This is a genomic window from Streptacidiphilus sp. EB103A (assembly GCF_041261405.1).
Taxonomy (GTDB): domain Bacteria; phylum Actinomycetota; class Actinomycetes; order Streptomycetales; family Streptomycetaceae; genus Streptacidiphilus.
Map to the genome: position 1 here is coordinate 102870 of NZ_JBGCAQ010000024.1, position 26647 is coordinate 129516.

The window sequence follows — 26647 nt, forward strand, 5'->3', positions numbered from 1 at the left end:
CAGGGCCCTAGCGCGGAACCGAGCGTACCGCCGGTTTCGGAGGGCGTGTGGGCGAGGTTACGAGGCCGGAACGCACTTCGTCGACGAAGCCGCCGATCAGCTCGGCCAGCTCGTCGGGCCGGGTCAGCGGGAGCCAGTGGCCCGCACGGACGGTGCGCCGACGGAGTACCGGAGCCCACTGGTCCAGATCGTCGTAGAGATGCGGCGACAGATAGGGATCCAGCAGCGGGACGATCAACTGGACCGGCACGGTGGCGACCCGGTCCCGGCGCGGATGACGCATCCGGGTCCGGACGTTGGCCCGGTAGAGCCAGGTGCCGTTGGCCGCGTCCTCCGGCAGCGTGGCCGAGGGGCGGTCGTCCGCCGCGGGCAGCCGCTCCAGGGCACGGCGCACCGCGGGCCAGTGCCGCCCCAGCGGACCGCGCCAGAGCAGCTCGGGCACTCTGGGCACCTGGAAGGCGTAGACGTACCAGGAGCGCATCCCCTGCCCGGCGGCCTGGACCAGGTGACGGAGCGTGGGACGGCGCAGCCGGGCCCGCATCCACAGGCCGAAGTGGTCCAGGCAGGGGCCGGAGATGCTGGTGAACGAGGCGAGGCCGCCGCACAGCCGGGGCGAGGTGGCGAACTCCCAGCCCTGGACCGAGCCCCAGTCGTGGCCGACCAGGTGGACCGGACCGTAGGGAGCGAGGGCGTCGAGGACCGCGAGGACGTCGTCCTCCAGCCGTTCCAGCAGGTAGTTCTCGGCGCGGGGCGCGGGCGCGGTGGACTGCCCGGCGCCGCGGACGTCATAGGCGACGACGTGGTAGCGGTCGGCGAGCCGGCTCATCACCGGTTCCCAGACCTGTTTGCAGTCGGGGTAGCCGTGCAGGAAGAGCAGCGTGGGCCGGGTGGCGTCGCCGGCCTCGACAACGTCGAGCTCCACATCGCCTGCGGGCACTCGGTGCTCGGTGGCCCCGGGGATCATCGTCGTTCCCTTCCGCCTGCGCGGTTCCCTGTCACGCGCCAATGTGCCAGTGGGCACTGGCGTGGTCAATGGTTGCGCCGAGGCAATTCGGCGTCCCATGGTACGAGACAAATCTTCTCGACCAGAGAGACACTGCCTAGAGTTCGGAGTGACGGAAGTTCTGCTGACGGACCGACAGGGAGACCATGATGAGCGGCAAGGCCACCTACACCCACGGGTTCCACGCCTCCGTGCTGCGCTCGCACAGCTGGCGCACCGCCGCCAACTCCGCGGCCTACCTGGTACCGGAGCTGAAGCGGGGTCAGGAGCTGCTGGACGTCGGCTGCGGCCCCGGCACCATCACCGCCGACCTGGCCGGGCTGGTGGCCCCGGGCCGGGTCACCGCCGTGGACAGCTCCGCCGAGGTGGTGGCGCAGGCCGAGCGGACGGCCGTCGAGGCCGGCGTCGAGGGCATCGTCTTCGGGACCGCCGACGTCCACGCGCTGCCCTATCCGGACGACTCCTTCGACGTGGTCCACGCCCACCAGGTGCTGCAGCATGTCGCCGACCCGGTGCAGGCGCTGCGGGAGATGCGCCGGGTCTGCCGCCCCGGCGGGGTGGTCGCGGCCCGCGACTCCGACTACGCCGCCTTCACCTGGTTCCCGGCCCGGCCCGAGCTGGACGAGTGGAACGCGCTGTACCACCGCGTCGCCCGGAGCAACGTCGGGGAGCCGGAGGCGGGACGGATGCTGCGGTCCTGGGCGCGGGCGGCCGGCTTCGAGGAGATCCACTCGGGATCCAGCACCTGGTGCTACGCCTCCGACGAGGAACGTGCCTGGTGGGGCGGCATGTGGGCGGAGCGGATCACTGCCTCGGCGATCGCCGCCCAGGCCGTGGACGGGGGTTTCGCCACCGAGGACGACCTGAAGCGGATCTCGGCCGGCTGGGACAGCTGGGCAGCCGACCCGGACGGCTGGTTCAGCGTGCTGCACGGCGAGGTGCTCTGCCGGGTCTGACCGTCAGGTCCGCCGTTCCGCCGACGCCGACCCAGCTACCGACCCGCCTGCCGACCCACCTGCCGAGGGGACGGCCAGGGTGACGGTCAGCCCGCGCGGCTCGTTGGGGTCGAACTCCAGCGAGCCCCCGGAGGCGGCCAGCAGGGTCCTGGCGATGGAGAGACCGAGCCCGGAGCCGTCCACGTTCTGGTGGCGCGGGCTGCGCCAGAAGCGGTCGCCGATCCGGTCCAGCTCCTCCTCGGTCAGGCCGGGACCCGCGTCCGAGACCGCGACCGCGACCCGCCCGGCAGCGCTCTCGGCCAGCACCGACACCCGCACCCGCTCCCCCACCGGGGTGAACTTGAGGGCGTTGTCGATCACCGCGTCCAGCGCGCTGCCGAATCCGACCGGGTCGGCGAGCCCCAGCAGTGGGCCGGCCGGCTGCTCGAAGTCCAGGCCGACCCCGCGCTCGCCGGCCAGCGCCGTCCAGCCCTCGACCCGCACCGCGGCGAGCGCGGACAGGTCCGTCGGCTCGGCGCCGTGACCCGCGTGCTCCGCGACGGCCAGGCCCAGCAGGTCGTCCAGCACCGAGGCCAGCCTGCGCCCCTCCACCCGGACCCCGGCCAGCTCGTCGTCATGGCCGTCCGGCAGCTCCATCCCCATGGCCTCGACCCGCAGCATCAGCGCCGCCAGCGGATTGCGCAGTTGGTGCGAGGCATCCGCGACAAAGGCCCGCTGCTGGTCCAGGACCTGCTCGACATGGTCCGCCATCTCGTTGAAGGCCCGGGCCAGCCGCCGCAGTTCGGGCGGCCCGCCGGCCGGGGCGACCCGCGAGGCGAGCCGTCCGGTGGCGATGTCATGGGTCACCTTGTCCAGGTCCTGGACCGGACGCAGCACCCAGCCGGTGAGCAGCACCGCGGCAGCGACGGCCACCAGCACGGCGCCTGCCTCACCCCCGGCGAGCAGCAGCCAGTGACGCAGGATCCGGGCGTCCAGCGCCCCGGTGGGCGACTCGGTGACCACCACGGCGACCACGTCCCCGTCCCAGACCACCGGCGAGGCGACCACCAGTTCGCGGTGCGACTGCCAGGGCCAGGCCTGCGCCGGGTCGTGGCTGCGCCGCCCGTCCAGGGCCTCCATGAAGGCCTGGGCCGATGCGCCCTGTGCGGCGTCGGTCCAGTTGGACGGGTCGGCGGTGACCGGTTTTCCGGAGAGCCCGAACACGCCGGCCCTGATGCCGTAGACGTCGTAGTAGCGGCGCAGCTCCGTGGTGAGGGTGCGCAGCTGTTCCTGCGCCGTCGACGTGCCGGACTGGCCGATCGGGTTCTGGGCCAGAGCGGCGAAGCGCGCGGTGTCGTCGATCCGGTCCACGACCAGGCGCTGCTGCTCGGCGGCCGCCTCGCTGACAGCGAGCGGCAGACCGAGGGCGACCAGCACACAGGCCATCAGGGCCAGCAGGATGCCGAGCAGGCGAGTACGCATCAACCGGCGGCCGGAGCGGCCGGCGGGTTCTGCTCCCCATCGGAGTCGATGACCAGCCGGTAGCCGACCCCGCGCACCGTCTCGATCAGCGAGGGGACGGCGAGCTTCTGCCGCAGCGAGGCGACATGGACCTCCAGGGTCCGTGAGGTCCCCTCCCAGCTGCTGCGCCAGACCTCGCTGATGATCTGCTCGCGGCGGATCACCACCCCGGGGCTCTGCGCCAGCAGCGCCAGCAGGTCGTACTCCTTGCGGGTCAGCGGCACGTCCCGGTCGTGGACCAGGGCCCGGCGGGCGGCCGGGTCCAGCCGCAGACCGCAGGAGCGGCTGATCCGCTCGGCGGCCGTCTCGGCCGGGCGCGCCTGGTCGGCGGCGGGCTGCGGAGCGGTGCCGCGCCGGGCGACCGCGTGGATCCGGGCCAGCAGTTCGCCCATGTCGTAGGGCTTCACCACGTAGTCGTCGGCGCCGAGGTTCAGTCCGTGGATCCGGGAGTTGATGTCCGAGCGCGCCGTGACCATGATCACCGGGATGCCGCCGCGCCGCCGGATCTGGCCGCAGACGTCGAAGCCGTCCCGGTCGGGCAGCCCCAGGTCCAGCAGCACCACCCGGTAGGGGCCGCGTCCGTCCGGCACCAGGGCGTCCAGTGCCTCGTTGCCGGTCCTGGCATGGCGCACCTCGAAGCCGTGCTTGGTCAGCACGGCCACCAGCGCGGCGGCCACATGGTCGTCGTCCTCGACGAGGAGCAGGCGCACGGTCGACTCCTCTACGGTCGGGGCCCTCGGGCCGGTCGGTTCCGGGCATTCCCGTGTGCAGTACCCCATCCCGGTTGTGCCCTCCCGGTCAAGGGGCAGTCCCCGGGAGCACACGGACCGTTACCGAGCTGCGATGCTGCGATGGAACCCTGCTACCTCAAATCCCGCTCAGATGTTTCGCTTCACTCCCGCGAGCAGGCATATCGTCTGAGCTGATCACCAGTGGGCGAGGGGGCACCGACGTGCGCGACGGCGTGCAGCAGGAGGACGCAAGCCTGGTCGCCCTGCGCGGTGTCAGCAAGCGCCACGGACTGGTGCAGGTCCTGCACGAGATCGACCTCGATCTGCGCGCCGGGGAGATCGTCGCGGTGCTCGGCCCGGTCGGCGCCGGGAAGTCCACGCTGTTCCGGGCGATCAACGGGGTCGAGCGGATCGACTCCGGAAGCATCAGCGTCGAGGGCCGGAAGCTGCTCCCCCGGCGGCGCTGGCTGCCCGGAAGGCACCGTCCCGCTCCGGGTCCCGGAGAGCTGTTCGCCTACCGGACCGTCCTGCAGAACGTCACCCTGGGACAGGCCTGGCTACGGCGGCTGACCCAGGCCGAGGCCACCCGGCGGGCGCAGGGCCTGCTCGAACAGGTGGGCGCGGGCGACTGCGCGGCCAGCTACCCCTGGGAGCTGACCAACGGCCAGCGCCAGCTGGTCTCGATAGCCCGGGCCCTGGCGGCCAATCCCCGGCTGCTGCTGCTGGACGAGCCCTGCGGCCCCGGCGCCCCCACCGTGCTGCGCGGCCTCGCCGCCGACGGTATGGCCGCACTGCTCGCCACCAGCGATCCCGCCTTCGCCCGTGCCGCCGCCGACCGGATCCTCTTCATGGCAGGCGGCCGCATCATCGAGCGCGCCACCCCGGAGGAGTTCTTCACCACCCCGCGCACCGCCCGCGCCCGTGATTTCCTGGCCGGTGGGGCGAGTGGGGGCGCGCAGCGCTGACGTGCCCGCCGGGGCGGGCGCGGCGCGAGCGCGGGTGGGCCGCGCCACGAACCGGCGTACCCCCGAAGCTGCTTGACGCCGCACCAGGCGATCTGTTGCAGTGACTCCAGGACCGGTCCTGCCCGCACCGGAAGTCCGGCACCCGTCGGCGTCCAGGCCGCGGGCGGCCCCGTCGGAGTCGAGAGGCAGCCGTGGACCCCGTGATCATCGTCGGCGCCGGCCCGGTCGGGCTGGCGCTGGCTCTGGCGCTCGCGCGCCACCAGGTGCCCACCGTCGTCCTGGACGACGGCGCCGGAGTGTCTCCCGAGGGGGCGCGCTCGACCGTGCTGCGCGCCGACACCACCGAGTTCCTGGCCAGGATCGGCTACGCCCGGGTCGCCGCCGACGGCCGCGCCTGGACCTCCTGGCGCACCCTGCGGCGCAACCGCGAGCTGCTGCACCTGCCGCTGCCCGACGACGAGCTGCTGCACCTGGCCCAGCACCGGCTGGAGCGCGGGCTGCGCGACGCCGTGTCCGCCACCCCGCTGATCGAGCTGGTCCACGACTCGCCGGTCAGCGAGATCGAACAGGACGAGGACGGGGTCAGTGTGCACGCCCGGCGCACCTGGTGGCGCGGCAGCCATCTGGTCGGCTGCGACGGACCGCGCTCCACTGTGCGCAAGCAGCTGCAGCTGCGCTTCCCCGGGCGAACCGCCGCCGACCACTACGCCGTCGCCACCGTCCGCGTCGACCTCCCCTTCCCCGGCGAGGCCCGGCTGCACCGGGACGCGCACAGCGACCGGGCCCAGGTCAGCCGCGAGGTGACCGCCCGCCCGCTGCCGGACGGCGTCTGGCGGCTCGACTGGCGGCTGCCGGTCCGGCAGCGGCCGCTCGCCCCCGACGCCCTGGTCGAGCAGCTCCAGGCCACCCTGGCCAGCTGGCACGAGGGCACCGTCCCCGGGTACGAGCTGGTCACCACCGCCGACTACACCGTGCAGCAGCGGCTGGCCACCCGCTTCCAGGTCGGCCGGGTCTTCCTGGCCGGCGACGCGGCGCACCTGCTCGGCGCGCTCGGGATGCAGAACCTGGACGAGGGCCTGCGCGACGCCGACAACCTGGCCTGGAAACTCGCCCTGGTCTGGCACAACTGCGCCACCGAGAGGCTGCTGACGACCTATCAGCAGGAGCGCCGCAGTTCGGTGATCGCCCGGCTGCGGGCGGTCGACCAGGCCATGCCGCTGCTGGAACCGGCCACACCGCTGCTGGAGGCCCGGCGCAGCGTGCTCTCCGGATCGCTGCGCCGCAACGCGACCCTGCTGTCCGACGGGAGCCTGGGACGCGGCCGGCTCGGCGCGGCCCCGGCCTACCCCGAGCGGAACCGTCCGTCGCTGAGCCCGGCGCTGTCGCCGACCAGCCCGGGAGTGCTGGTCCCCGATGTTCCGGTGGTGACCCCGGACGGCTCCGCGGACCGGCTGCGGGCCAGGCTGGGCCGGGGGTTCCTGGTGGTGCTGGTCGCCCCGGGCACCGGGGTGTGGGCGGTCGAGCACTGGCTCGGCGCCGGTCTGATGCCGCAGCTCAGCGAGGCCACCAGGGCGCTGCCGCTGCCCGCCGAACTGCTGGTCACCGAGGAGTACCCGTCCGCCCCGCCGCACACCGTGCTGCTGATCCGCCCGGACGGCCATCTGGTCGCCGCGCTCCGCGGCTGCCGTCCGGACGATCTGTGGGCGCTCGCCGACCGGGCCCGCGGCGGCTCCGCCGAGCTGCCGACGCCGCGGACCGCCGGTGTGGCCCGGCCCACCGACACGCGCGTCGGCAGTGACCGGGCCTGAGCGGCACGCGGCAGCTCGGCGGGCCGTGGCAGGGCTGCGATTCCAGGGCTGTCCGACCGGTATCTGACGCAGGATCAGTGTTGACGATCACCCTGCTCCGTGCTTCACTGGCGCCCATGCGGCAGCAGTGCAGGTGGCTTCGGCCACTCGGTGTTTCGGCGGAGAGCTCGGGTGTCGCCCCCCGGGACGTCGGAGTGCTGCCCCTCACCGGTGCGACCAGCGTCCGTCTGGTCCGCCGCGCCCACCTGGACCTGGTCCGGTACGTAGGCGCCCTGTGTACGGCCGGCTAGCAGCCGTCCTGCCCCGGTAGATCCCACCGCACCTGTCGCGGCCGCTTCGCCGCACCTTCGCGCACGCCCCGTTCCCGGGGTCGCTGTGCCGTACCCCCGCAGCTCCGTGTCCTCCCGCACCCCGGCAGCTCCTCCTGCCGTCGGTGCGGCCGTGCGCGGCGCCGCGCATCGCTTCCGCGCACCCGGCCGCCTTCAGACCTCAGGATGCCCCCATGTCGACCACCCGTACCCGCACAGGAACGCCGGCCCCCACCCTCACCGAGATGCTGGACTTCGTCAGGGCGACCGCCGCCGATCCGGCGGCACTGGCACAGCTGCCGCTCGACCCCGGGCGGCGCACCTGGGTCCGCCTCGAAGGTCCGCTCGGGAGCGAGGCCTGGCTGATCGGCTGGCCGCCCCGGTCGGAGACCGGCTGGCACGACCACGGCGGCTCCAGCGGGGCCTTCGTCACCGTGGACGGGGAGCTCAGCGAGCTGTCGCTGGGGCTGCCCATCCCCACCGACGGCTGGCGCAGCCTGGAACTGGAGGAGGGGGTCGACCGGCAGCGCAGCCTGCCCGAGGGGCGGGGCCGGTCCTTCGGTCCGCACCATGTGCACCAGGTGATCAACCCCTCCGAGGATCGGCACGCCGTCTCGGTGCACTGCTACTACCCGCCGCTGCCCAGGCTGCGACGCTATGAGCGCAGCGGCGACGTGCTGCGGCTGGCGCTGGTCGAGATCCCCGAGGAGTGGTGACCCATGGCGGTCGGCATCGATGAACTGCTCGAACGCGAGCGCGAAAAGCTGGACCGGCTGAGCCCCGAGCAGGCCGCCGCGGCGGTGTCGGAGTCCGGGGCCGTGCTGGTGGACATCCGCTACGCGGCGCTGCGGGACCGGGACGGGACCGTTCCCGGAGCGCTGGTGGTGGAACGGAACGAACTGGAGTGGCGTCTGGATCCGCTGTGCGACTACCGGCTGCCCGAGGCGACCGGGCACGATCTGCGGATCATCGTGTTCTGCAACGAGGGCTACGCCTCCAGCCTGGCGGCCCGCTCGCTGCAGGCGCTGGGGCTGAGCCGCGCCACCGACCTGATCGGCGGGTTCCAAGCCTGGGCGGCGGCCGGCCTTCCGGTGACGGCGCACGGGGGTTTCTGACCGTTTTCGGCCGCGGACCGTAATTGGCTGGTCGCGCAGTTCCCCGCGCCCCTGATAGTGCAATTTTCTCACAGTGGGTCAGTTGCAGCCCCCAGGGGCGCGGGGAACTGCGCGACATGCCCGCTACGGTCCGCAGCCGAAGTCCAAACAGAAACCCCCGTCCTACCGGGCGAATTCGGTGGCCCGACTCTCCCTGATCACGGTGATCCGTATCTGCCCGGGATAGGTCAGCTCCTCCTCCACCTGCTTGGCCACGTCCCTGGCGATGACCTGGGCCTGGAGGTCGTCCACGGCCTCCGGCAGCACCATCACCCTGACCTCCCGCCCGGCCTGCATGGCGAAGACCTTGTGCACGCCCTCGTGGCGGCGGGCGATCTGCTCCAGGCGCTCCAGCCGACGGGCGTACAGCTCCAGCGACTCCCGGCGCGCACCGGGGCGCCCGCCGGAGCAGGCGTCCGCCGCCTGCGTCAGCACCGCTTCGACGGTCTGCGGGTCGACCTCGTTGTGGTGCGCCTCTATCGCATGCACGACTTCCTCCGCCTCACCGTAGCGGCGCGCCAACTCGGCCCCGATCAGCGCATGGCTGCCCTCCACCTCGTGGGTGACCGCCTTGCCCACGTCATGGAGCAGCGTGCAGCGCTTCACCAGCGCCGGGTCCACCCGCAGCTCCGCGGCCATCATCCCGGCGATGTGGGCGGACTCGACCAGATGGCCCAGCACGTTCTGGCCGTAGGAGCTGCGGTAGCGGAGCCGGCCCAGCAGCCGCAGCAGCTCGGGATGCATCTCGCCGACGCCGACCTCGGCGAGCGCGTCCTCGGCCGCCCGCTCGCACTGCCGCTCCACCGCGGCGAGGCTGCGCTCGTACTCCTCCTCTATCCGCAGCGGCTGGATCCTGCCGTCCGCCACCAGGGCCTCAAGGGTGAGTCGGCCGACCTCCCGGCGCACCGGATCGAAGCAGGACAGCAGGACGGAGGCGGGGGTGTCGTCGATCACCAGGCTGACACCGGTGACGGACTCGAAGGAGCGGATGTTGCGGCCCTCGCGGCCGATGATCCGGCCCTTCATGTCGTCCCCCGGCAGCCGCACCGTGGCGACCACCGACTCGGCGGTCTGCTGGGCGGCCACCCGTTGGACGGCGGTGGCGACGATCTCCCGGGCCCGGGCCTCGCCCTCAACACGGGCCCTGCGCTCGATCTCGCGGACCGTACGGACCGCCTCCCGCTTGGCCTGTTCCTCGGCCGCACGCACGATCTCGGCCCTGGCCTGGGCACCGGTCAGACCGGCGACCCGCTCCAGGGCCAGCCGCCGTTCGGCCTCCGCCAGGGCCGCCTCGGCCCGCAGCTCCTCGCGCTGCCTGGCGAGTACCGCCTGGATCTCGGCCGCGTCCACGGCGCAGGCGTGCAGCCGCCGCTGCTCCTCGTCCAGTCGTCGTTCGCGCTCGGTACTGCGGAGTTCGCGGCGTTCCCATTCGGTGCGCAGTCCGGCCGCTTCCTCGCGACTGCGGCGGCGATGGGTGAAAACGGCGTACAGCATCGCCGCCAGGGCCAGACCGGCCAATACGACAAGCGCGATCTCCATTGGCCCTCCCTCACTGAAGGCGAGGCTACGGGTAGGTTACGAAACGGTCAAGATAGCGATCAGATCTGACCATCCGTCACCAGCCGGTTTACACAACCTCCTTGCCCTGTCCTCCAGGTGTTCACTCCAGTGGATCCCCGTCCTGCTGCTCCAGCCCCTCCTGGTCCAGCTCCTCCCGGTCCAACGCGGCTCGGACGACCCGCAGCGCCAGCCCCTCCGAGTAGCCGCGCCGGGCCAGCATCCCGGCGAGGCGCCGGATCCGGACCTGCCGTTCCAGACCCCGGGTCGAACGGAGCTTGCGCTCGACCAGCTCGCGAGCCGTCTCCGCCTCGCGCTCCGGATCCAGCTGGGCGACGGCCTCGGCCACCACCCCGTTGTCCACGCCCCGGCTGCGCAGCTCCATCGCCAGGGCCCGGCGTGCCAGGCCCCGGCCGCGGTGCCGCGACTCGACCCAGGCGCCGGCGAAGGCGCTGTCGTCGATCAGCCCGACCTCCTCGTAGCGGTCCAGCACCTCCTGGGCGACGTCGTCCGGGATCTCCCGCTTGCGCATCGCGTCGGCGAGCTGCTTCCGGGTCTTCGACGATCCGGTGAGCAGCCGCAGGCAGAGCGCCTTCGCCTGCGCGACCGGGTCCTTCGGCTCACCCGGGAGCCCGTCGGGGGCCTGCTCCTCGGGCTGCTCGTCCACTGACGGGTCAGGCAGGGGCTCGGTGTCGGCGGGGAGGAGATCGAACCCCTCCCCGCCGACACCGTTGACCGACCAGTCGAGCGGCCCCCAGGCCTCGCGCTCCGGCAGCACGGTCAGGACTTGGCCGCGGCAGCCACCGGCTCGGCCGGCGTCGCGGGAGCGGCCGGGGCCGCCTCCGGGGCAGCGGGCTCGGGAACCACGGGGGTCGCCGCAGCCGCGGCCGCCTTCTCCGCCCTGGCCTTGCTGGCGCGGGTGGTCACCGACTTCACCACCGGGGTGATCTCCTTGACCGCGGGCGTGGCGCCCTCGACCTTGCGCGGCCCGACGCCGAGCTTCTCCTTGATCTTCGTCTCGATCTCATCGGCCAGCTCGGGGTTGTCCCGGAGGAAGTTGCGGGCGTTCTCCTTGCCCTGGCCCAGCTGGTCGCCCTCGTAGGTGTACCAGGCGCCGGCCTTGCGCACGAAGCCCTGCTCCACGCCCATGTCGATCAGGCCGCCCTCGCGGCTGATGCCCTGGCCGTAGATGATGTCGAACTCGGCCTGCTTGAACGGCGAGGCGACCTTGTTCTTGACCACCTTGACCCGGGTGCGGTTGCCGACCGCCTCGGTGCCGTCCTTCAGGGTCTCGATCCGGCGGATGTCCAGCCGCACCGAGGCGTAGAACTTCAGCGCCCGGCCACCAGTGGTGGTCTCCGGGGAGCCGAACATCACGCCGACCTTCTCCCGGAGCTGGTTGATGAAGATCGCGGTGGTCTTGGACTGGCTCAGCGCACCGGTGATCTTGCGCAGCGCCTGGCTCATCAGCCGGGCCTGCAGACCGACGTGCGAGTCGCCCATCTCGCCCTCGATCTCGGCGCGGGGCACCAGGGCCGCCACCGAGTCGATGACGATCAGGTCGACCGCGCCGGAACGGATCAGCATGTCCGTGATCTCCAGCGCCTGCTCACCGGTGTCCGGCTGGGAGACCAGCAGCGCGTCGGTGTCCACGCCGAGCTTCTTGGCGTAGTCGGGGTCGAGCGCGTGCTCGGCGTCGATGAAGGCGACGATGCCGCCGGCCTTCTGGGCGTTGGCCACCGCGTGCAGGGTGAGGGTGGTCTTGCCGGAGGACTCCGGGCCGTACACCTCCACCACCCGGCCGCGCGGCAGGCCGCCGACGCCGAGGGCGATGTCCAGCGCGATCGAGCCGGTCGGGATGACCTCGATCGGGGCACGCGTCTCGTCGCCGAGACGCATCACCGAGCCCTTGCCGAACTGCCGTTCAATCTGGGCGAGCGCGGTCTCGAGGGCCCGCTCGCGGTCATTCGCTGCCATGGATTCCGTCCTGGGGGTCTGTGCTGAGCGCTTCATCACCAAAGACGCTAGCGCGCACCACTGACAATCGGCCGCCGTGCGGACCCGGGCCTGTGGACAACTCGCCGTCGCCCAGTATAGGGAACGTTAGTTCGATTCACCCGCAATGCTCACACCCGACCCATCCTGCTCACCTCGATCACCGTCCTGAGCTGTGCTTTCCCCTGCCGCACCGGCGCGTCGCGCACCCCCGCACGCCCGTCCCGTGGCCGGCGCCACCCTTCACCGCAGCGATGACGGCACGTCCATGACGGCACAGACCACCCGCCAGACGTCCTTGGCCTCCCAGCCCGCGTCCAGGGCCTGATGCACCGTGCGGCCGCCCAGCTCGGTCATCACATGGTCCCGCGCGAAGCTTTCCGCGTACGCCGCCCCGAAGTGGGCGTCCATCCTCTTCCAGAACTCCGTCAAGCGCATGGCGTCCAGTATCGGTCTAGCGGGTCGGCAGTTCGACCAGGCCGTAGCCGTAGTACGCCGCACCCGGGCAGCCGCTGCCGCCCACCTTCCCGGACGGGCACTGCACCGGGAGCGCCGACTGCTCCAGCAGCCGCACCAGTTCCGCACTGCCGGCCTGCGGGTGCAGTGCCGCCTCCGCCGCGGCGGCGCCGCTGACATGGGCGGCGGCCATGGAGGTGCCGGCCAGGGCCGCGTAGCCGCCACCGGGCCAGTCGGACACCACCGACTGGTCGGGTCCGCCGTCGGGATCCCCGCCCGGCGCCGCCAGCTGCACCCGGCCCGCACCCCAGTTGGAGTACCCGGCGAGGCTGCCGTCGGCGTCCACGGCGGTCACGTCGACCACTCCGGGCAGGCCGCCGGGGAGACGGATGCACTCGGCGCCGAGATGGCGGTCGGGCTGGGGAGCGCCGTCGGCCCGGTCGTTCGGGCTGCGGTCGTCGGTGCGCGGTGCGCCCAGGTCCTGGGCGTCGTTGCCGGCCGAGGCGACCACCACGGCGCCGCGCTGCTGGGCGTAGGCCACCGCCCGGCCGACGGCGGCGATGACGGCGGCCTGGTCCGGGTTCTCCGGGCAGTTGTACTTCCACGGGTCGGAGAAGTAGCTGTCGTTGATCACCCGGGCGCCGTGGTCGGCCGCCCAGAGGAAGCCGCAGACCATGTTCTCGCCGTAGTACTGCCCGGCCGGGCCCAGCAGCCGTACCGCGGCGATCCGTACGCCCGGAGCCACGCCGACCACGCCGTCGCCGGGCCGGTCTGCGGCGATGATGCCGCTGACATGGGTGCCGTGGCCGCTCTCGCCCACCTCGGGGTCGGGCCGCCAGGCGCCGGGGGCGCTGTCCGGGCTGCCGGTGGCGCAGGAGGCCGAACGGCTCGGATCGACGGCCTGGCGCAGGTCCGGATGGGTGTCGTCGACCCCGGAGTCGAGCACCGCGACCACGGTGCCGCGCAACCTGGCCACGGCGGGGAGCGGGCCGCCCGCCAGCATCCGCTGGTTCCACTGCGGTTGCCCGTGCGGGTCGGGGGCAGGCGGGGTGTCGTCGCGGGGCAGGGCGTCCTGGGCAGTCGGGCCCTGCCCAGCGGGGCCGGGTCCGGACCCGCCGGTGGCGACCGAGCCGGACCCGCCGGTCCCGGGATCCGCGAACGGAGCGGTCCGGCTCGCGCCGGCGACCAGCACACCCGGGGCCCTGCGCACCCTCGCGGCGAAGTCCGTGTCGGCGGAGTACGCCAGCACCGTGCCGATCCGGGGGTAGGCGGCGGCCACCCGGCCACCGCCGTCGTGCACGGCACGTTCCAGGGCCGGCAGCGCGCCCGGGCCGTTCTGACGGCCCACCACCAGGTAGCTGAGCGAGAGCCGGGCCTCGGCGGAGTCGTAGGGGACCGCGCCGCCGAGCAGCACCCCGGCCAGCGCCAGCACGGCGGCACAGCGGGCGAGCCCGGCGGTGCGGCCCGCGCCGCGGTCCGCTCCCCATTCCTCGCTCACTGCACGCACCCGGCCTCCAGATCGAGAAAGCCCCGGTCGTCACGGTGGGAACCAGGGATATTCATACGATATGAGCGGATATGCGATCACGCTCGCGCTGATCCGCCGTTCCGCGCCCGCGCACCGCGTCGTCAGTGGTTGTCAGTGGTTGTCAGTGGTTGTGAGTCGTTGTCAGTGGCGCGGTGCAGGATGGTGTGCATGGCCGGAACCGACCTCCCCCACTCCGCCGGCACCGGCGCCGACAAGGCGTCCGACCCGCTGGCAGGCTTCGGCGCGCCCGCACGGGAGTGGTTCCGCGGCGCCTTCCCCGCGCCGACCACCGCCCAGGCCGGGGCCTGGAGCGCCATCGGCGCGGGCTCCGACGTACTGGTCGTGGCCCCGACCGGCTCCGGCAAGACCCTCGCGGCCTTTCTCTCAGCCCTGGACCGGCTCTCGGTCACCCCGCCGCCGGCCGAGTCCAGGAAGCGCTGCCGGGTCCTCTACGTGTCACCGCTCAAGGCGCTGGCCGTCGACGTCCAGCGCAACCTCCGCGCCCCGCTGGCCGGCCTGCGCCAGGCCGCCCAGCGGCTGGGCCTGCATGAGCCGGAGATCGAGGTCGGCATCCGCTCGGGCGACACCCCGGCCGCCGAACGGCGGCGTTTCGCCACCCATCCGCCGGACATCCTGATCACCACCCCGGAGTCGCTCTTCCTGATCCTCACCTCGGCCGCCCGGGAGGCGCTGTGCGGGGTGGAGACGGTGATCCTGGACGAGGTCCACGCCGTCGCCGGGACCAAGCGCGGCGCGCACCTCGCGCTCACCCTGGAGCGCCTCGACCAACTGCTGCCCGCTCCCGCCCGGCGGATCGGCCTCTCCGCCACCGTGCGCCCGGTCGACGAGGTGGCCCGCTTCGTCAGCCCGCAGCGCAAAGTGACGATCGTTCAGCCGCCCTCCGAGAAGCGCTTCGACCTCTCCGTGGTGGTCCCGGTCGAGGACCTCGGCGAGCTCTCGGGCGGCCGGCCGGATGCGGAGCAGCCCGAGAAGAACGCCTCCATCTGGCCCCATGTCGAGGAGCGGATCACCGACCTGGTCCAGGAGCACCGCTCCACCATCGTCTTCGCCAACTCCCGCCGCCTCGCCGAACGCCTCTGCGGGCGGCTCAACGAGATCGCGTTCGAACGGACCACCGGCGAGTCGCTCGCCCACGTCCACGCCCCGGCACAGTTGATGGCCCAGTCCGGGGTGAACAAGGCCGCTCCGCCCGTACTCGCCAGGGCGCACCACGGCTCCGTCTCCAAGGAGCAGCGCGCCGACGTCGAGGAGCAGCTGAAGTCCGGGCTGCTCCCGGCCGTGGTCGCCACCTCCAGCCTGGAGCTGGGCATCGACATGGGCGCGGTCGACCTGGTGGTCCAGGTCGAGTCGCCGCCCTCGGTCGCCTCCGGGCTGCAGCGGGTCGGCCGGGCCGGGCACCAGGTCGGCGCGGTCTCGACCGGAGTGGTCTTCCCCAAGTACCGGGGCGACCTGGTGCAGGCCGCCGTGGTCGTGGAGCGGATGCGCAGCGGCGCCATCGAGTCGCTGCGCATCCCGCGCAACCCGCTGGACGTGCTGGCCCAGCAGATCGTCGCGATCACCGCGATGGACAGCTGGGACGTGGACGAGCTGCTGGGCCTGGTCCGCCGGGCCGCCCCGTTCGCCGCGCTGCCCCAGTCCGCCTTCGAGGCCGTGCTGGACATGCTGGCGGGGCGCTACCCCTCCGACGCCTTCGCCGAGCTGCGCCCCCGCATCGTCTGGGACCGGGTCGCGGGGACCGTCACCGGACGGCCCGGCGCCCAGCGGCTGGCGGTCACCTCCGGCGGCACCATCCCCGACCGCGGCCTCTTCGCCGTCTTCCTGGCCGGACACGATCCCAAGAAGGGCGGCGGAAGGGTCGGCGAGCTGGACGAGGAGATGGTCTACGAGTCGCGGGTCGGCGATGTCTTCACCCTCGGCACCTCCTCCTGGCGGATCGAGGACATCACCCATGACCGGGTGCTGGTCTCCCCCGCCCCCGGCGTCCCCGGCAAGCTGCCGTTCTGGCACGGCGACTCACTGGGCCGTCCGCTGGAGCTGGGCCGGGCCCTGGGCGCCTTCCTGCGCGAGCTCGGCGGGCTGGACCCTGAGGCCGCCACCACCAGGCTGCACGGCGCCGGCCTCGACGACTGGGCGGCGTCCAATCTGCTCGCCTACCTGGCCGAGCAGCGCCAGGCCACCGGGCACCTCCCGGACGACCGCACCATCGTCGTGGAGCGCTTCCGCGACGAGCTGGGCGACTGGCGGATCGTGGTCCACTCCCCCTTCGGCGCCCAGGTGCACGCCCCCTGGGCGCTGGCCCTGGGCGCCAGGCTGGCCGAGAAGCACGGTCTGGACGCCCAGGTGATGCACGCCGACGACGGCATCGTGCTGCGGCTCCCGGACGCCGACTTGATGGACTTCCCCGATCCCGACGCACCCGTCGCATCCGTCGGGACGGCCGACGACGAGGCGCCGATCGGCGCCGAGGCCACCGTCTTCGACCCCGGCCAGATCGAACAGACCGTCACCGACCAGGTCGGCGGCTCGGCCCTGTTCGCCTCCCGCTTCCGTGAGTGCGCCGCCCGGGCCCTGCTGCTGCCCCGCCGCAGCCCCGGTCGCCGTACCCCGCTCTGGCAGCAGCGCCAGCGCTCGGCGCAACTTCTGCAGGTGGCCAGCGAGTTCGGCTCCTTCCCGATCGTGCTGGAGGCCGTCCGGGAGTGCCTCCAGGACGTGTTCGACGTGCCCGGACTGGTCGAGCTGATGGGCGACATCGAGTCCCGCCGGGTCAGGATGGTCGAGGTCACCACCCCGGAGCCGTCGCCGTTCGCCCGTTCGCTGCTGTTCGGCTATGTCGCCCAGTTCCTCTACGAGGGCGACTCCCCGCTCGCCGAGCGCCGCGCCGCCGCCCTGGCCCTGGACTCCCGGCTGCTCGCCGAGCTGCTCGGCCAGGCCGAGCTGCGGGAACTGCTCGACCCCGCCGTGCTGACGGAGCTGGAGGCGGAGCTGCAGCGGCTCACCCCGGAGCGGCGGATCAAGGACCCCGAGAGCCTGGCCGACGCGCTGCGGCTGCTGGGCCCGCTCTCCACCGCCGAGCTCGCGGACCGGGGCTGCGCCGCCGACTGGCCGTCGGAACTCGAGGCCGCCCGTCGGATCATCGCCGTCAGGATCGCCGGAGCGCAGCGCTGGGCCGCGATCGAGGACGCCGGACGGCTCCGCGACGCCCTGGGCACGCCCCTGCCCGTCGGTGTCCCCGAGGCCTTCACCGAACCGGTCAAGGATCCTCTGGGTGACCTGCTGGCCCGGCACGCCCGCACCCACGGCCCCTTCACCGTCCATGACGCCGCCGCACGCTTCGGGCTCGGCCCCGCGGTCGTCCAGGGCACCCTGCAGCGCCTGGCCGCGCACGGCCGGGTGGTCCAGGGCGAGTTCCGCCCCGGCGGCTCCGGAGTGGAGTGGTGCGACGCCGAGGTGCTGCGACGGCTGCGGCGGCGCTCGCTGGCCGCGCTGCGGCACGAGGTCGAACCGGTGCCCCCGCGCGCGCTGGCCGCCTTCCTGCCGCAGTGGCAGCATCTGGGGGCGCACCGGCTGCGCGGCGTCGACGGCCTGCTGCGGGCGGTCGAGCAGCTGCAGGGATCGCCGGTGCCCGCCTCCGCGCTGGAGCGGATGGTGCTGCCGTCCCGGGTGGCCGACTACAGCCCGGCGATGCTGGACGAGCTCACCGCCGCCGGCGAGGTGCTCTGGGGCGGCGTCGGCGCGCTGCCCGGCAAGGACGGCTGGATCGTCCTCGCCCCGGCCGACACCGCGCCGCTGCTGCTCCCCGCCGCGCTGCCGCTGGAGCAGACGCCGCTGCACCGGGCCGTGCTGGCGGCGCTGGCGCCGGGGTACGGCCTGTTCTTCCGGCAGATCGCCGACCACGTCCAGCGGCAGGGGCTGACCGCCACCCCGGTGGAGCTCGCCACCGCGCTCTGGGACCTGGCCTGGGCCGGGTATCTCACCAATGACACGCTGGCGCCGCTGCGCGCCCTGCTGGGCTCGGGACGGACCGCCGGCGCCACCGCCCACCGCGCCCCTCGCGCGGCCCCGCGCCCCCGCTACGGCAGCGCGCGCCCCGCCGCCCGCAGCACCTCGATGCCCACCACCGGCGGACGCTGGTCGCTGCTGCCGGCGCCGCTGACCGATCCGACCCAGCGAACCCACGCCCTGGCCCAGACGCTGCTGGACCGCCATGGCGTGGTCACCCGCGGCGCGGTCCAGGCCGAGCGGGCTCCGGGCGGTTTCGCCGGGGTGTACCGGGTGCTGACCGCCTTCGAGGAGAACGGCCGTACCCGGCGCGGCTATGTCGTCGAGGGCCTGGGTGCGGCCCAGTTCGCCACCGACGGCGCCATCGACCGGCTGCGTGCCGTCGCGGCCCGGCTCCCCGGAGGCGGCGGCAGCACCGGCGAGACAGCTCCCGACGCCGTCGTCCTCGCCGCCGCCGACCCGGCCAATGCCTACGGCGCCGCACTGCCCTGGCCGGAGGCCCCCGCCGGGCAGTCCACGGGCCACAAACCGGGACGCAAGGCCGGCTCCCTGGTGGTCCTGCTGGACGGCGAGCTGACCGTCTACCTGGAGCGCGGGGGCAAGTCCATGCTCTCCTGGGCGCCCGACGAGAACACCCTGCGCCTGGCCGCCGACGCACTCACCCGCGCGCTGCACGCGGGTACCCTCCCAGCACTCACCGTGGAACGCATCAACGGCGAAGCAGCGCTCACTTCCCTGCTGGGTGCCCCGCTGGAAGCCGCCGGATTCCACCCCACCCCGCGCGGCCTCCGACTCCGGTCCTAAGGGGTGTTCGCCTCGACCCGGTCCGTCTCGGTCCCGTCCGACTTCGCCCGGGGGCGCGCCGGGCGTGGACGGAAGCGGGTGCTGTGCACCGGCAGCAGGCTCAGCGTCCAGCCCCCGGCGAACATCAGCCCGACACCGGTACGGGTGCTGAGCAGCCCGCCCAGCAGGGCGCCCCAGCAGGCGAGGGTGAGCAGCGAGGTCAGCCCCCATAGCAGCGGGCTGCGGCGCGGGAGTCCACCGGCTGTCGAGGGCCGTCTCATTCAGCACCGCCTTGGGAAGCCCACCGAGAACCGTGGGGCAGAAATTCCATCCTAGCCAGATGCCGACATATCGGGCAGATCGCAGAAGAGTGATCGAAGCACACGGCAGCGCACGAAGGAGCCCGCACGCCGGGAGCGCGCCACACAGCACTGCGCCGGTGACTCCGAGTGGGAGTCACCGACGCAGTAGTGCCTGGGGTCGTCAGGCTGCGACGACGTCCATAGCGCTGGCCTTGGGAACCAGCGAAGGCATTCGATCGGGCGCACCGGCGGGTACCGGCACCGGCTCGACCAGGATCGGCCGCACCGGCTCGCCGGCGGCCAGCTCGGCGAGCGAGAGCTCGTCGCTCACCTCACGCATGACCTCGGACATACGCACGTCCAAGGCGTCACAGATGGCGGAGAGCAACTCGGAGGAGGCCTCCTTCTGACCGCGTTCCACCTCGGACAGGTAGCCGAGCGAAACCCGGGCGGCGGCAGAGACCTCGCGCAGGGTGCGGCCCTGGCGTTGGCGCTGCCGACGCAGCACGTCACCCAACAGACGACGGAGCAGGATCATCGGTGGCTCCCTCCTTGGACCGCGGCTCGAGACGTCACTGCCCCACCGTACCGCTTGGCCCGCGTCGCGTGCGGGGAGCCCGGTCGTGTTCACTCTGAGCTGTATCCATGGCCCCTCCCCTGCTGTTCGCGGTATGGACGTCCGCCGTTTTCGGTCCGTCACTTGTTCCTATTCCCGGTAGGACCACCCTCACTAACCCTCCGGACCTTCACTGTTGCCGGATCGCAGTGCCTGGTCCAGCAGCGCGAACGCGGCTTCCACGGTCCTGCGACGGATTGTGGCACGCCCCTGCGACAACACCAGCGAAGAGCTGGATACTCCCCCCGGCCCCGCCACCGCGAGGTGTACGGTGCCCACCGGGTGCCCGTCCTGGGGGTCGGGACCTGCGACGCCGGTGGTGGCGACCCCGTAGTCCGCCGCCATCAGCCGCCGCACGCCCTCGGCCATCTGCTCCGCGACCGTCGGGTCCACCGCCCCCTTCGCGGCGAGCAGCCCCGCGTCCACGCCGAGCACCGAACCCTTGAGATCGGTGGCATAGGCGGTGACCGAGCCCCGGAACGCCCGGGAGGCGCCGGGGACCGCGACGAACTCCGCCGCCAGCAGCCCGCCGGTGAGCGACTCGGCCACCGCGACCGTCGCCCCGGCCTCGACCAGCGCCGCCAGCACCTCCTCGGCGCCGGCGGTCACGAGGAGGCCGCCCGCTCGCGGGCCAGCCCGGCCCGGCGCAGCACCACAGCCTGGCGCACGTAGTCGAGCCCGGTGACCACGGTGAGCAGCACCGCGACACCCATCAGCCAGGCCCGCGCGCTTGCCAGCGGCCCGCTGAGCACCAGCACGTACATGCCCACCGCGATGCCCTGGGTGAGGGTCTTCAGCTTGCCGCCGCGGCTGGCCGGGATCACCCCGTGCCGGATCACCCAGAACCGCATCAGTGTGATTCCGATCTCACGGACCAGGATGACGATCGTCACCCACCAGGGCAGATCGCCCAGGGCGGACAGGGCGACCAGCGCCGTCCCCATGATCGCCTTGTCCGCGATCGGGTCCGCGATCTTGCCGAAGTCGCTGACCAGGCCCATCCGCCGGGCCAGCTCACCGTCGAAGAGGTCGGTGATCATGGCGATGGCGAAGGACGCCCAGGCCACCGCGCGCCACTTGGGATCATGGCCGCCGCCGGCCAGCAGCAGCGCGGCGAAGACCGGGACGATCAGCAGCCGCACCATGGTCAGCATATTGGGGATGTTCCACAGGCTGGGCCGTCCCGCGGGCTCGCCCAGGAGCCCCTCCTGCGCCTCCGTCTGCGCAGCCTTCTCGGCGCCGCCACCGCCGGCCGCAGCGCGGCCTCTGACTCCCCCCTCGGCGCCTCCGATCACGCGCCCACCACCTCGGCGATCAGGTCCACGCCCTCGCTGGCCACGACCTTCGCCGTGACCAGGTCGCCGACCTTCACCCCGTCCAGATTCCCGGTCAGCGAGGTGATGCCGTCGGTCTCCGGGGCCTGGTGCTCGGCCCGGCCGATCACCGAGCCGTCCTCCTCCGCGTCCTCGTCCGCGTGCTCGTCGTCGCCGTCCGAGTCGACGGACTCGACCAGGACCGTCACCGTGCTGCCGATCCGCTCCTCGGCACGCTGCGCGGTCATCTCCTCGGCGAGGCGGCTGATCTTCGCCAACCGCTCCGCGACCACGTCCTCCGGGAGCTTGCCGTCGTAACCGGCCGCCTCGGTGCCGTCCTCGTCGGAGTAGCCGAAGACGCCGATGGCGTCCAGCCGGGCGTGGGTGAGGAAGCGTTCCAGCTCCGCCAGGTCCGCCTCGGTCTCGCCGGGGAAGCCGACGATGAAGTTGGAGCGGGCGCCCGCCTCCGGGGCCTGCGCGCGGATCTGGTCCAGCAGGGCGAGGAAGCGGTCGGTGTCGCCGAAGCGGCGCATCCGGCGCAGCACATTGGCCGCCGAGTGCTGGAAGGAGAGGTCGAAGTAGGGCACCACACCGGGGGTGGCGGTCAGCGCCTCGATCAGGCCCGGGCGCATCTCGGCCGGCTGCAGGTAGCTGACCCGCACCCGCGCCAGCCCCTCGACCGCGGCCAGCTCCGGCAGCAGCGTCTCCAGCAGCCGGATGTCGCCCAGGTCCTTGCCGTAGGAGGTGTTGTTCTCGCTGACCAGCATGATCTCGCGGACCCCCTGCTCGGCGAGCCAGCGGGCCTCGTTGAGGACGTCCGAGGGGCGGCGGGAGAGGAAGGAGCCACGGAAGGCCGGGATGGCGCAGAAGGAGCAGCGGCGGTCGCAGCCCGAGGCCAGCTTCACCGAGGCGACCGGGCTGTCGTCCAGCCGACGGCGGAGCACGCGCGGTCCGGAGACCGGGGCCACCCCCTCAGGGAGGTCCGCGATCGGCGTCTCCGTGTTGGGCGTCTCCGAGACCGGCGTCTCCGCACTGGGGGTCTCCCCGCCGTGGCCGGGCAGCGCGACCGCGCCGCCGTCGGCGGCCGCCTGGCGCTCGACCGGGCTCAGTGGCAGCAGCGTGCGGCGGTCCCGGGGAACGTGCGAGGTGTGCTTGCCGCCGGAGAGGATGGTCTGCAGCCGGTCGGCGATGTCGGCGTAGTCGTCGAAGCCGAGCACGGCGTCGGCCTCCGGCAGCGCCTCGGCCAGCTCCTTGCCGTAGCGCTCGGCCATACAGCCGACGGCGACGACCGCCTGGGTGCGGCCGTGTCCCTTGAGGTCGTTGGCCTCCAGCAGGGCGTCGACGGAGTCCTTCTTCGCGGCCTCGACAAAGCCGCAGGTGTTGACGACAGCGACGTCGGCGTCGGCGGCATCCAGGACCAGTTCCCAGCCGTCGGCCTCCAGGCGCCCGGCGAGTTCCTCGGAATCCACCTCGTTGCGGGCGCATCCGAGCGTGACAAGGGCGACTGTGCGGCGTTGGGACATGACGCCAAGATTACCGAGGTTTTGTGGCAGGTGATGCGAAGGGCCCGCAGCGGCAGTATCGATCCTGCGCTGCGGGCCCTCGACCATCACCGTGACCGGCCAGGTCACCCGGCCTGCGGGTCGCCCGGCGTGTACGTCGCCTTGACCACCTGGCCGTCGGATCCGGCGGTCCCGAGGTCCTTGCCGTTCACCCAGAGGTGCGCCGCGCCGCCGTTGCCGTAGACCACCTTGAGGCTCTTGGGGTCGGTGAAGACCTTGGAGTCGCCCTTGGTCAGATCGCCCTGGAAGAGCTGGTCGCCCTTGCTGTTCTTCACCAGCAGCCAGCTGTCCCCGGACTCCGCGCTCACCTTGAGGGTGACCCGGCCGGCCGGTGCCGCCGCCACCGGGCTGGCCTTGGGCGCGGCCGGCTTCCTGGGCGCGGCCGAGGCCGACGGGTGCGCCGAGGGCACCACCGCGGCCTCCGCCGAGGTGGTCTTGGACTTGCCCGCCGCCAGGTTGAACCCGATCACCGCGACCACCACGACGATCGCCGCGACCATCGCACCGGTCCAGTTGGGACGGCGGCGCTCGGCGCGGATCTTCTGCGGTTCGAAGGCCGCGATCGGACGGGCCGCCGAGGGTGCTCCGCCGTGGGCGTCGTCGTAGCGGGCGACCAGTGCCTCGCCGTCCGCACCGACCGCCTTGGCGATCGCACGGATGTGCCCACGGGCGTAGAAGTCGCCGCCGCAGCGGTCGAAGTCGTCCTCCTCCACCGCCTGGATCAGCGGCACCCGCACCCGGGTCTCGGCGCTGACCTCCTCGACGGTGAGCTCGGCCGCGAGACGTGCGGAGCCGAGCACCTGACCGATCGTCGGCGCGGTGCTCTTCTTGCCTTCCTGAGCCGGTTTCGGAGCCGGGTTCTGCGTGGTGTTCTTCGCCGCGGCGGGACCCGACGGCTTCGCGGCCTTGGGTCGCGCGGTTCGGCCGGGGTCTCCGGAAGGGGACTTGCCGATGGTCACAATGGCGCCTTTCGAGCGTGGGCCACCTGCTGCAGTGTCAGTCTATGGGGCGATCCCGAGAGGGCATCAACCCGGATACCGCCGAAAGGGGAGACTGCCGTCCGGATGAGGCGGGGCCGCCCGGCAGCGGTGGTGACGGTGGGTCAGGAGCGCGGTGATCCTGCCTGCCCTTGGGCCCCGGTCACCCGATCCTCAGGCACCCCGTCCAACGGCAGCCGGGGCGCCGGCGATGCGCCCCGGGGCGATCATTCCCCCCGGAGGGTGAGCAGAATCCCGTCGAGCTCGTCGGGCTGGACCAGCACGTCGCGCGCCTTGGAGCCCTCGCTGGGGCCGACGATGTTGCGGGACTCCATCAGGTCCATCAGCCGGCCGGCCTTGGCGAAACCCACCCGCAGCTTGCGCTGCAGCATCGAGGTCGAGCCGAACTGGGAGGTCACCACGAGCTCGGCGGCCTGCACCAGCAGGTCCATGTCGTCGCCGATCTCCTCGTCGATCTCCTTGCGCGGAGCGCTGCCCACCGTGACGTCGTCGCGGTACTCGGCCTGGGTCTGCGCCTTGCAGTGGTCGACGACGAGGGCGATCTCCTCCTCGGTGACGAACGCGCCCTGCATCCGGGTCGGCTTGCCCGCGCCCATCGGCAGGAACAGCGCGTCGCCCTTGCCGATCAGTTTCTCCGCACCGGGCTGGTCCAGGATGACCCGGCTGTCGGCCAGCGAGGAGGTCGCGAACGCCAGCCGGGACGGGACGTTCGCCTTGATCAGGCCGGTGACCACGTCCACCGAGGGGCGCTGGGTGGCCAGCACCAGGTGGATGCCGGCGGCACGGGCCAGCTGGGTGATCCTGACGATGGAGTCCTCGACGTCGCGCGGGGCCACCATCATCAGGTCGGCCAGCTCGTCCACGATCACCAGCAGGTACGGATAGGGCTCCAGCACCCGCTCGCTGCCCAGCGGCGGCTGCACCTTGCCGCTGCGCACCGCCTTGTTGAAGTCGTCGACGTGCCGGAAGCCGAAGGCGGCCAGGTCGTCGTAGCGCAGGTCCATCTCGCGGACCACCCACTGCAGCGCCTCGGCGGCCTTCTTGGGGTTGGTGATGATCGGCGTGATCAGATGCGGCACGCCCTCGTAGGCCGTCAGCTCGACCCGCTTGGGGTCGACCAGGACCAGCCGGACCTCCTCCGGGGTGGCCCGCATCAGGATCGAGGTGATCAGGCAGTTGATGCAGGAGGACTTGCCCGCGCCGGTGGCGCCGGCCACCAGGATGTGCGGCATCTTCGCCAGGTTGGCGACGCTGGTCTGCCCCTCGACGTCCTTGCCCATGCCCACGATCATCGGATGCGGGTCATTGGTGGCGATCGGCGAGCGCAGCAGGTCCCCGAGGTTGACCATCTCCCGGTCGGTGTTGGGGATCTCGATGCCGACGGCGGACTTGCCCGGGATCGGGCTGATGATCCGGACGTCGGGGCTGGCCACCGCGTAGGAGATGTTGCGGGCCAGGCTGGTGATCCGCTCGACCTTGACCGCGAGGCCCAGCTCGACCTCGTAGCGGGTGACCGTCGGTCCCCGGGTGAAGCCGGTGACCTTCGCGTCCACCTTGAACTCGGCGAAGACCGCGGTGAGCGCGGCCACCACGTCGTCGTTGGCCTTGCTGCGGGCCTTCCCGGGGCCGCCCCGGGTGAGCAGGTCGGGCGAGGGCAGCTGATAGGTGCTGTCGGACGGCAGCCGCAGCTGCTCGGAACGCAGCGGGGGGATGCCGGCGTCCTCGGCGGCGATCGGCGGCTCCACGGCCGGGGGTCCGGCCGGGGACTCCTCGCGTCGCGCGGGCGGGACCTCGGCCGGCTCCTCACCGTCGCCGAGCGGGTCGCCCTTGGTGAGCGGGACGGCCTGGTCGGCGTCGCTGGGCGGCGTCCGGTCCTTCACCCGGTTCAGCACATCGGCGAGCGAGGGGGACGGCTGCACCCCGTTCACCAGCGCGCCGTTGAGCAGGGCGCCGTCCAGGTCGGCCGCCGCTGCGGCGGCCACGTCGATCGCGTCCAGCCCGCCGGGCAGGCCCTGGTGCTCCGGCGTGGCGCCCAGGCGCCGGCGGGGCCGGCGGCGGCGCGGCGGCAGCGCGCCCTCCTGCTCCAGCCGCTCGCGCTTGGCCAGCAGCGCGGCGCGCTCCGCGGGCGTCCCCGGCTCGCCGGCGAACTCGCCGTCGCCGAGGCCACCCTCGTAGTCGGTGACGAAGCCGAGGCCGTCCAGGTCTCCCTCGCCCGACCCGTCGCCGGGCTGCGGGGCGAGCGGCTCGACCAGGGACAGCCGCTCGGCCAGCAGCCGGAGCCGCTGCGGGATCTGGTTGACCGGTGTGGCGGTGACCACCAGCAGCCCGAAGAAGGCCACGATCAGCAGCAGCGGTACCGCCAGTGCCGGTCCGGCCGCCGCCATCAGCGGACGGGAGGCGGCCATGCCGATCAGCCCGCCGGAGTTCCTGATGTGGGAGGCGCCGGCGCCCATCCCGGGCGCACCGCAGCCGATGTGCACCAGCCCGAGGACGCCGAGGCTGAGCGCGCCCAGGCCGATGACGATGCGTCCGTTGGCCTCGGGCCGCTCCGGATGGCGCATCAGCCGGACCGCGATCCCGGCCAGCAGTATCGGCACGAGCACGGACAATCGGCCGAAGGCGCCCTTCACGATATTGGTGACCGCAACGCCGAGCCAGCCCTGCGGATCCGACCAGGAACCGGCCGCGATCAGCAGCGCCAGAGCGATCAGCAGCAGCGCCAGGCCGTCCTTGCGGTGCGCCGGATGCAGGCCCTTGGCGCCGTCGCCGACGCCGCGGGCCATCGCGCCGACGCCGTGCGCCATCCCCAGCCAGGTGCCGCGCACGGCCCGGTAGGGCAGCGGCTTCGGCGGGGCCGGGGGCTTGGCGGGCGCGGCGGCCTTCTTCGCAGCCGCGGCCTTCTTGGCGGGAGCCGTCTTCGCCGCCGCCTTCTTCGCGGGTGCGGCTTTCTTGGCAGGCCCGGCGGCAGCCTTCCGCGCCGCTCCCGCGCCTGGGGAACGCGAGCTGCTTCCGGACATGCGTGTCGCCATGCGGCTCAGGTTACCGGTGGCGGCTCCGGCGCAACATGCGCCGCGTCCGGTTGCCCGGGGTGT

At 73.0% G+C, this 26647-nt stretch carries 21 protein-coding genes; 6 read left to right on the forward strand and 15 right to left on the reverse strand.

Annotated features, from left to right (window positions below; all coding sequences use genetic code 11):
- Positions 1-7: 7 nt before the first annotated feature.
- Positions 8-964: an alpha/beta fold hydrolase gene (locus ABH941_RS33525; protein WP_370133384.1), complete on the reverse strand. Its 957-nt coding sequence runs from the start codon at positions 962-964 to the stop codon at positions 8-10.
- A gap of 185 nt (positions 965-1149) precedes the next feature.
- Between ABH941_RS33525 and ABH941_RS33530 the strand changes: the two genes are divergently transcribed.
- Positions 1150-1959, forward strand: a complete 810-nt coding sequence (locus tag ABH941_RS33530; protein ID WP_370133386.1) for a class I SAM-dependent methyltransferase — start codon at positions 1150-1152, stop codon at positions 1957-1959.
- A 3-nt stretch (positions 1960-1962) separates the two neighbouring features.
- Here ABH941_RS33530 and ABH941_RS33535 read toward each other — a convergent pair whose 3' ends face one another.
- Together ABH941_RS33535 and ABH941_RS33540 are read right to left on the reverse strand one after the other, a co-directional pair.
- On the reverse strand, positions 1963-3420 hold the full coding sequence (locus ABH941_RS33535; RefSeq protein WP_370133388.1) for an ATP-binding protein: 1458 nt from the start codon (positions 3418-3420) through the stop codon (positions 1963-1965).
- Complete coding sequence (locus ABH941_RS33540; protein WP_370133390.1) at positions 3420-4169, reverse strand: response regulator transcription factor; 750 nt, start codon at positions 4167-4169, stop codon at positions 3420-3422. The genes ABH941_RS33535 and ABH941_RS33540 overlap by 1 nt, the downstream gene beginning before the upstream one ends.
- A 242-nt stretch (positions 4170-4411) precedes the next feature.
- Between ABH941_RS33540 and ABH941_RS33545 the strand changes: the two genes are divergently transcribed.
- The 4 genes from ABH941_RS33545 (at position 4412) to ABH941_RS33560 (ending at position 8386) form a co-directional block, all read left to right on the forward strand.
- Positions 4412-5155, forward strand: a complete 744-nt coding sequence (locus ABH941_RS33545; RefSeq protein WP_370133392.1) for an amino acid ABC transporter ATP-binding protein — start codon at positions 4412-4414, stop codon at positions 5153-5155.
- Between the two features lie 191 nt (positions 5156-5346).
- Positions 5347-6963, forward strand: coding sequence for an FAD-dependent monooxygenase (locus tag ABH941_RS33550; RefSeq protein ID WP_370133393.1), 1617 nt, complete (start codon positions 5347-5349; stop codon positions 6961-6963).
- A 502-nt stretch (positions 6964-7465) separates the two neighbouring features.
- Positions 7466-7987 carry a cysteine dioxygenase gene (locus tag ABH941_RS33555; protein WP_370133394.1) on the forward strand — a complete coding sequence of 174 codons (522 nt, stop codon included), beginning with the start codon at positions 7466-7468 and terminating at the stop codon, positions 7985-7987.
- A gap of 3 nt (positions 7988-7990) precedes the next feature.
- A complete protein-coding gene (locus ABH941_RS33560) occupies positions 7991-8386 on the forward strand; it encodes a rhodanese-like domain-containing protein (RefSeq protein ID WP_370133395.1) in 396 nt (131 codons plus the stop codon).
- A 162-nt stretch (positions 8387-8548) separates the two neighbouring features.
- On the opposite strand, the gene rny is transcribed toward ABH941_RS33560, so the two are convergent.
- From rny to ABH941_RS33585, 5 genes are all read right to left on the reverse strand, one after another.
- Positions 8549-9964: a ribonuclease Y gene (gene rny / locus ABH941_RS33565; protein WP_370133397.1), complete on the reverse strand. Its 1416-nt coding sequence runs from the start codon at positions 9962-9964 to the stop codon at positions 8549-8551.
- Positions 9965-10085: 121 nt separating this feature from the next.
- Positions 10086-10760, reverse strand: coding sequence for a recombination regulator RecX (recX, locus tag ABH941_RS33570; protein WP_370133399.1), 675 nt, complete (start codon positions 10758-10760; stop codon positions 10086-10088).
- Between the two features lie 2 nt (positions 10761-10762).
- Positions 10763-11959: a recombinase RecA gene (gene recA / locus ABH941_RS33575; protein WP_370133401.1), complete on the reverse strand. Its 1197-nt coding sequence runs from the start codon at positions 11957-11959 to the stop codon at positions 10763-10765.
- Between the two features lie 261 nt (positions 11960-12220).
- Positions 12221-12415 (reverse strand): DUF3046 domain-containing protein, encoded by a 195-nt coding sequence (locus tag ABH941_RS33580; protein ID WP_370133402.1) that lies wholly within the window; start codon positions 12413-12415, stop codon positions 12221-12223.
- A gap of 16 nt (positions 12416-12431) precedes the next feature.
- Positions 12432-13931 carry a S8 family serine peptidase gene (locus ABH941_RS33585; protein ID WP_370133403.1) on the reverse strand — a complete coding sequence of 500 codons (1500 nt, stop codon included), beginning with the start codon at positions 13929-13931 and terminating at the stop codon, positions 12432-12434.
- A gap of 198 nt (positions 13932-14129) precedes the next feature.
- On the opposite strand from ABH941_RS33585, the gene ABH941_RS33590 reads away from it, so the two are divergent.
- The gene (locus ABH941_RS33590; protein WP_370133405.1) at positions 14130-18785 is read left to right on the forward strand and encodes an ATP-dependent helicase; all 4656 of its coding nucleotides are present in this window, start codon (positions 14130-14132) and stop codon (positions 18783-18785) included.
- Here ABH941_RS33590 and ABH941_RS33595 read toward each other — a convergent pair.
- The 7 genes from ABH941_RS33595 to ABH941_RS33625 all read right to left on the reverse strand — a co-directional run bounded on the left by ABH941_RS33595 (position 18782) and on the right by ABH941_RS33625 (position 26584).
- Complete coding sequence (locus ABH941_RS33595) at positions 18782-19045, reverse strand: hypothetical protein (RefSeq protein ID WP_370133406.1); 264 nt, start codon at positions 19043-19045, stop codon at positions 18782-18784. The two genes, ABH941_RS33590 and ABH941_RS33595, sit on opposite strands and share 4 nt — an antisense overlap.
- 202 nt (positions 19046-19247) lie before the next feature.
- Positions 19248-19604, reverse strand: coding sequence for a helix-turn-helix domain-containing protein (locus ABH941_RS33600; RefSeq protein WP_134000251.1), 357 nt, complete (start codon positions 19602-19604; stop codon positions 19248-19250).
- A 192-nt stretch (positions 19605-19796) separates the two neighbouring features.
- On the reverse strand, positions 19797-20291 hold the full coding sequence (locus tag ABH941_RS33605) for a CinA family protein (protein WP_370133408.1): 495 nt from the start codon (positions 20289-20291) through the stop codon (positions 19797-19799).
- A complete protein-coding gene (gene pgsA, locus ABH941_RS33610; protein WP_370133410.1) occupies positions 20288-20977 on the reverse strand; it encodes a CDP-diacylglycerol--glycerol-3-phosphate 3-phosphatidyltransferase in 690 nt (229 codons plus the stop codon). Before pgsA ends, ABH941_RS33605 begins: the two co-directional genes overlap by 4 nt.
- Complete coding sequence (gene rimO, locus ABH941_RS33615) at positions 20974-22518, reverse strand: 30S ribosomal protein S12 methylthiotransferase RimO (RefSeq protein ID WP_370133411.1); 1545 nt, start codon at positions 22516-22518, stop codon at positions 20974-20976. The genes pgsA and rimO overlap by 4 nt, the downstream gene beginning before the upstream one ends.
- A gap of 104 nt (positions 22519-22622) precedes the next feature.
- Complete coding sequence (locus ABH941_RS33620; RefSeq protein ID WP_370133412.1) at positions 22623-23516, reverse strand: RodZ domain-containing protein; 894 nt, start codon at positions 23514-23516, stop codon at positions 22623-22625.
- Positions 23517-23761: 245 nt separating this feature from the next.
- On the reverse strand, positions 23762-26584 hold the full coding sequence (locus ABH941_RS33625; RefSeq protein ID WP_370133413.1) for a DNA translocase FtsK: 2823 nt from the start codon (positions 26582-26584) through the stop codon (positions 23762-23764).
- Between the last annotated feature and the right edge of the window lie 63 nt (positions 26585-26647).

Coding starts and splice junctions, on each gene's coding strand:
- rny (WP_370133397.1), bottom strand. CDS start 9,964: ATGGAGATCGCGCTTGTCGTATTGGCCGGTCTGGCCCTGGCGGCGATG.
- ABH941_RS33555 (WP_370133394.1), top strand. CDS start 7,466: ATGTCGACCACCCGTACCCGCACAGGAACGCCGGCCCCCACCCTCACC.
- ABH941_RS33530 (WP_370133386.1), top strand. CDS start 1,150: ATGATGAGCGGCAAGGCCACCTACACCCACGGGTTCCACGCCTCCGTG.
- rimO (WP_370133411.1), bottom strand. CDS start 22,518: ATGTCCCAACGCCGCACAGTCGCCCTTGTCACGCTCGGATGCGCCCGC.
- ABH941_RS33590 (WP_370133405.1), top strand. CDS start 14,130: ATGGCCGGAACCGACCTCCCCCACTCCGCCGGCACCGGCGCCGACAAG.
- ABH941_RS33560 (WP_370133395.1), top strand. CDS start 7,991: ATGGCGGTCGGCATCGATGAACTGCTCGAACGCGAGCGCGAAAAGCTG.
- ABH941_RS33525 (WP_370133384.1), bottom strand. CDS start 964: ATGATCCCCGGGGCCACCGAGCACCGAGTGCCCGCAGGCGATGTGGAG.
- ABH941_RS33595 (WP_370133406.1), bottom strand. CDS start 19,045: ATGAGACGGCCCTCGACAGCCGGTGGACTCCCGCGCCGCAGCCCGCTG.
- ABH941_RS33535 (WP_370133388.1), bottom strand. CDS start 3,420: ATGCGTACTCGCCTGCTCGGCATCCTGCTGGCCCTGATGGCCTGTGTG.
- ABH941_RS33625 (WP_370133413.1), bottom strand. CDS start 26,584: ATGGCGACACGCATGTCCGGAAGCAGCTCGCGTTCCCCAGGCGCGGGA.
- ABH941_RS33580 (WP_370133402.1), bottom strand. CDS start 12,415: ATGCGCTTGACGGAGTTCTGGAAGAGGATGGACGCCCACTTCGGGGCG.
- ABH941_RS33600 (WP_134000251.1), bottom strand. CDS start 19,604: ATGATCCTGCTCCGTCGTCTGTTGGGTGACGTGCTGCGTCGGCAGCGC.
- recA (WP_370133401.1), bottom strand. CDS start 11,959: ATGGCAGCGAATGACCGCGAGCGGGCCCTCGAGACCGCGCTCGCCCAG.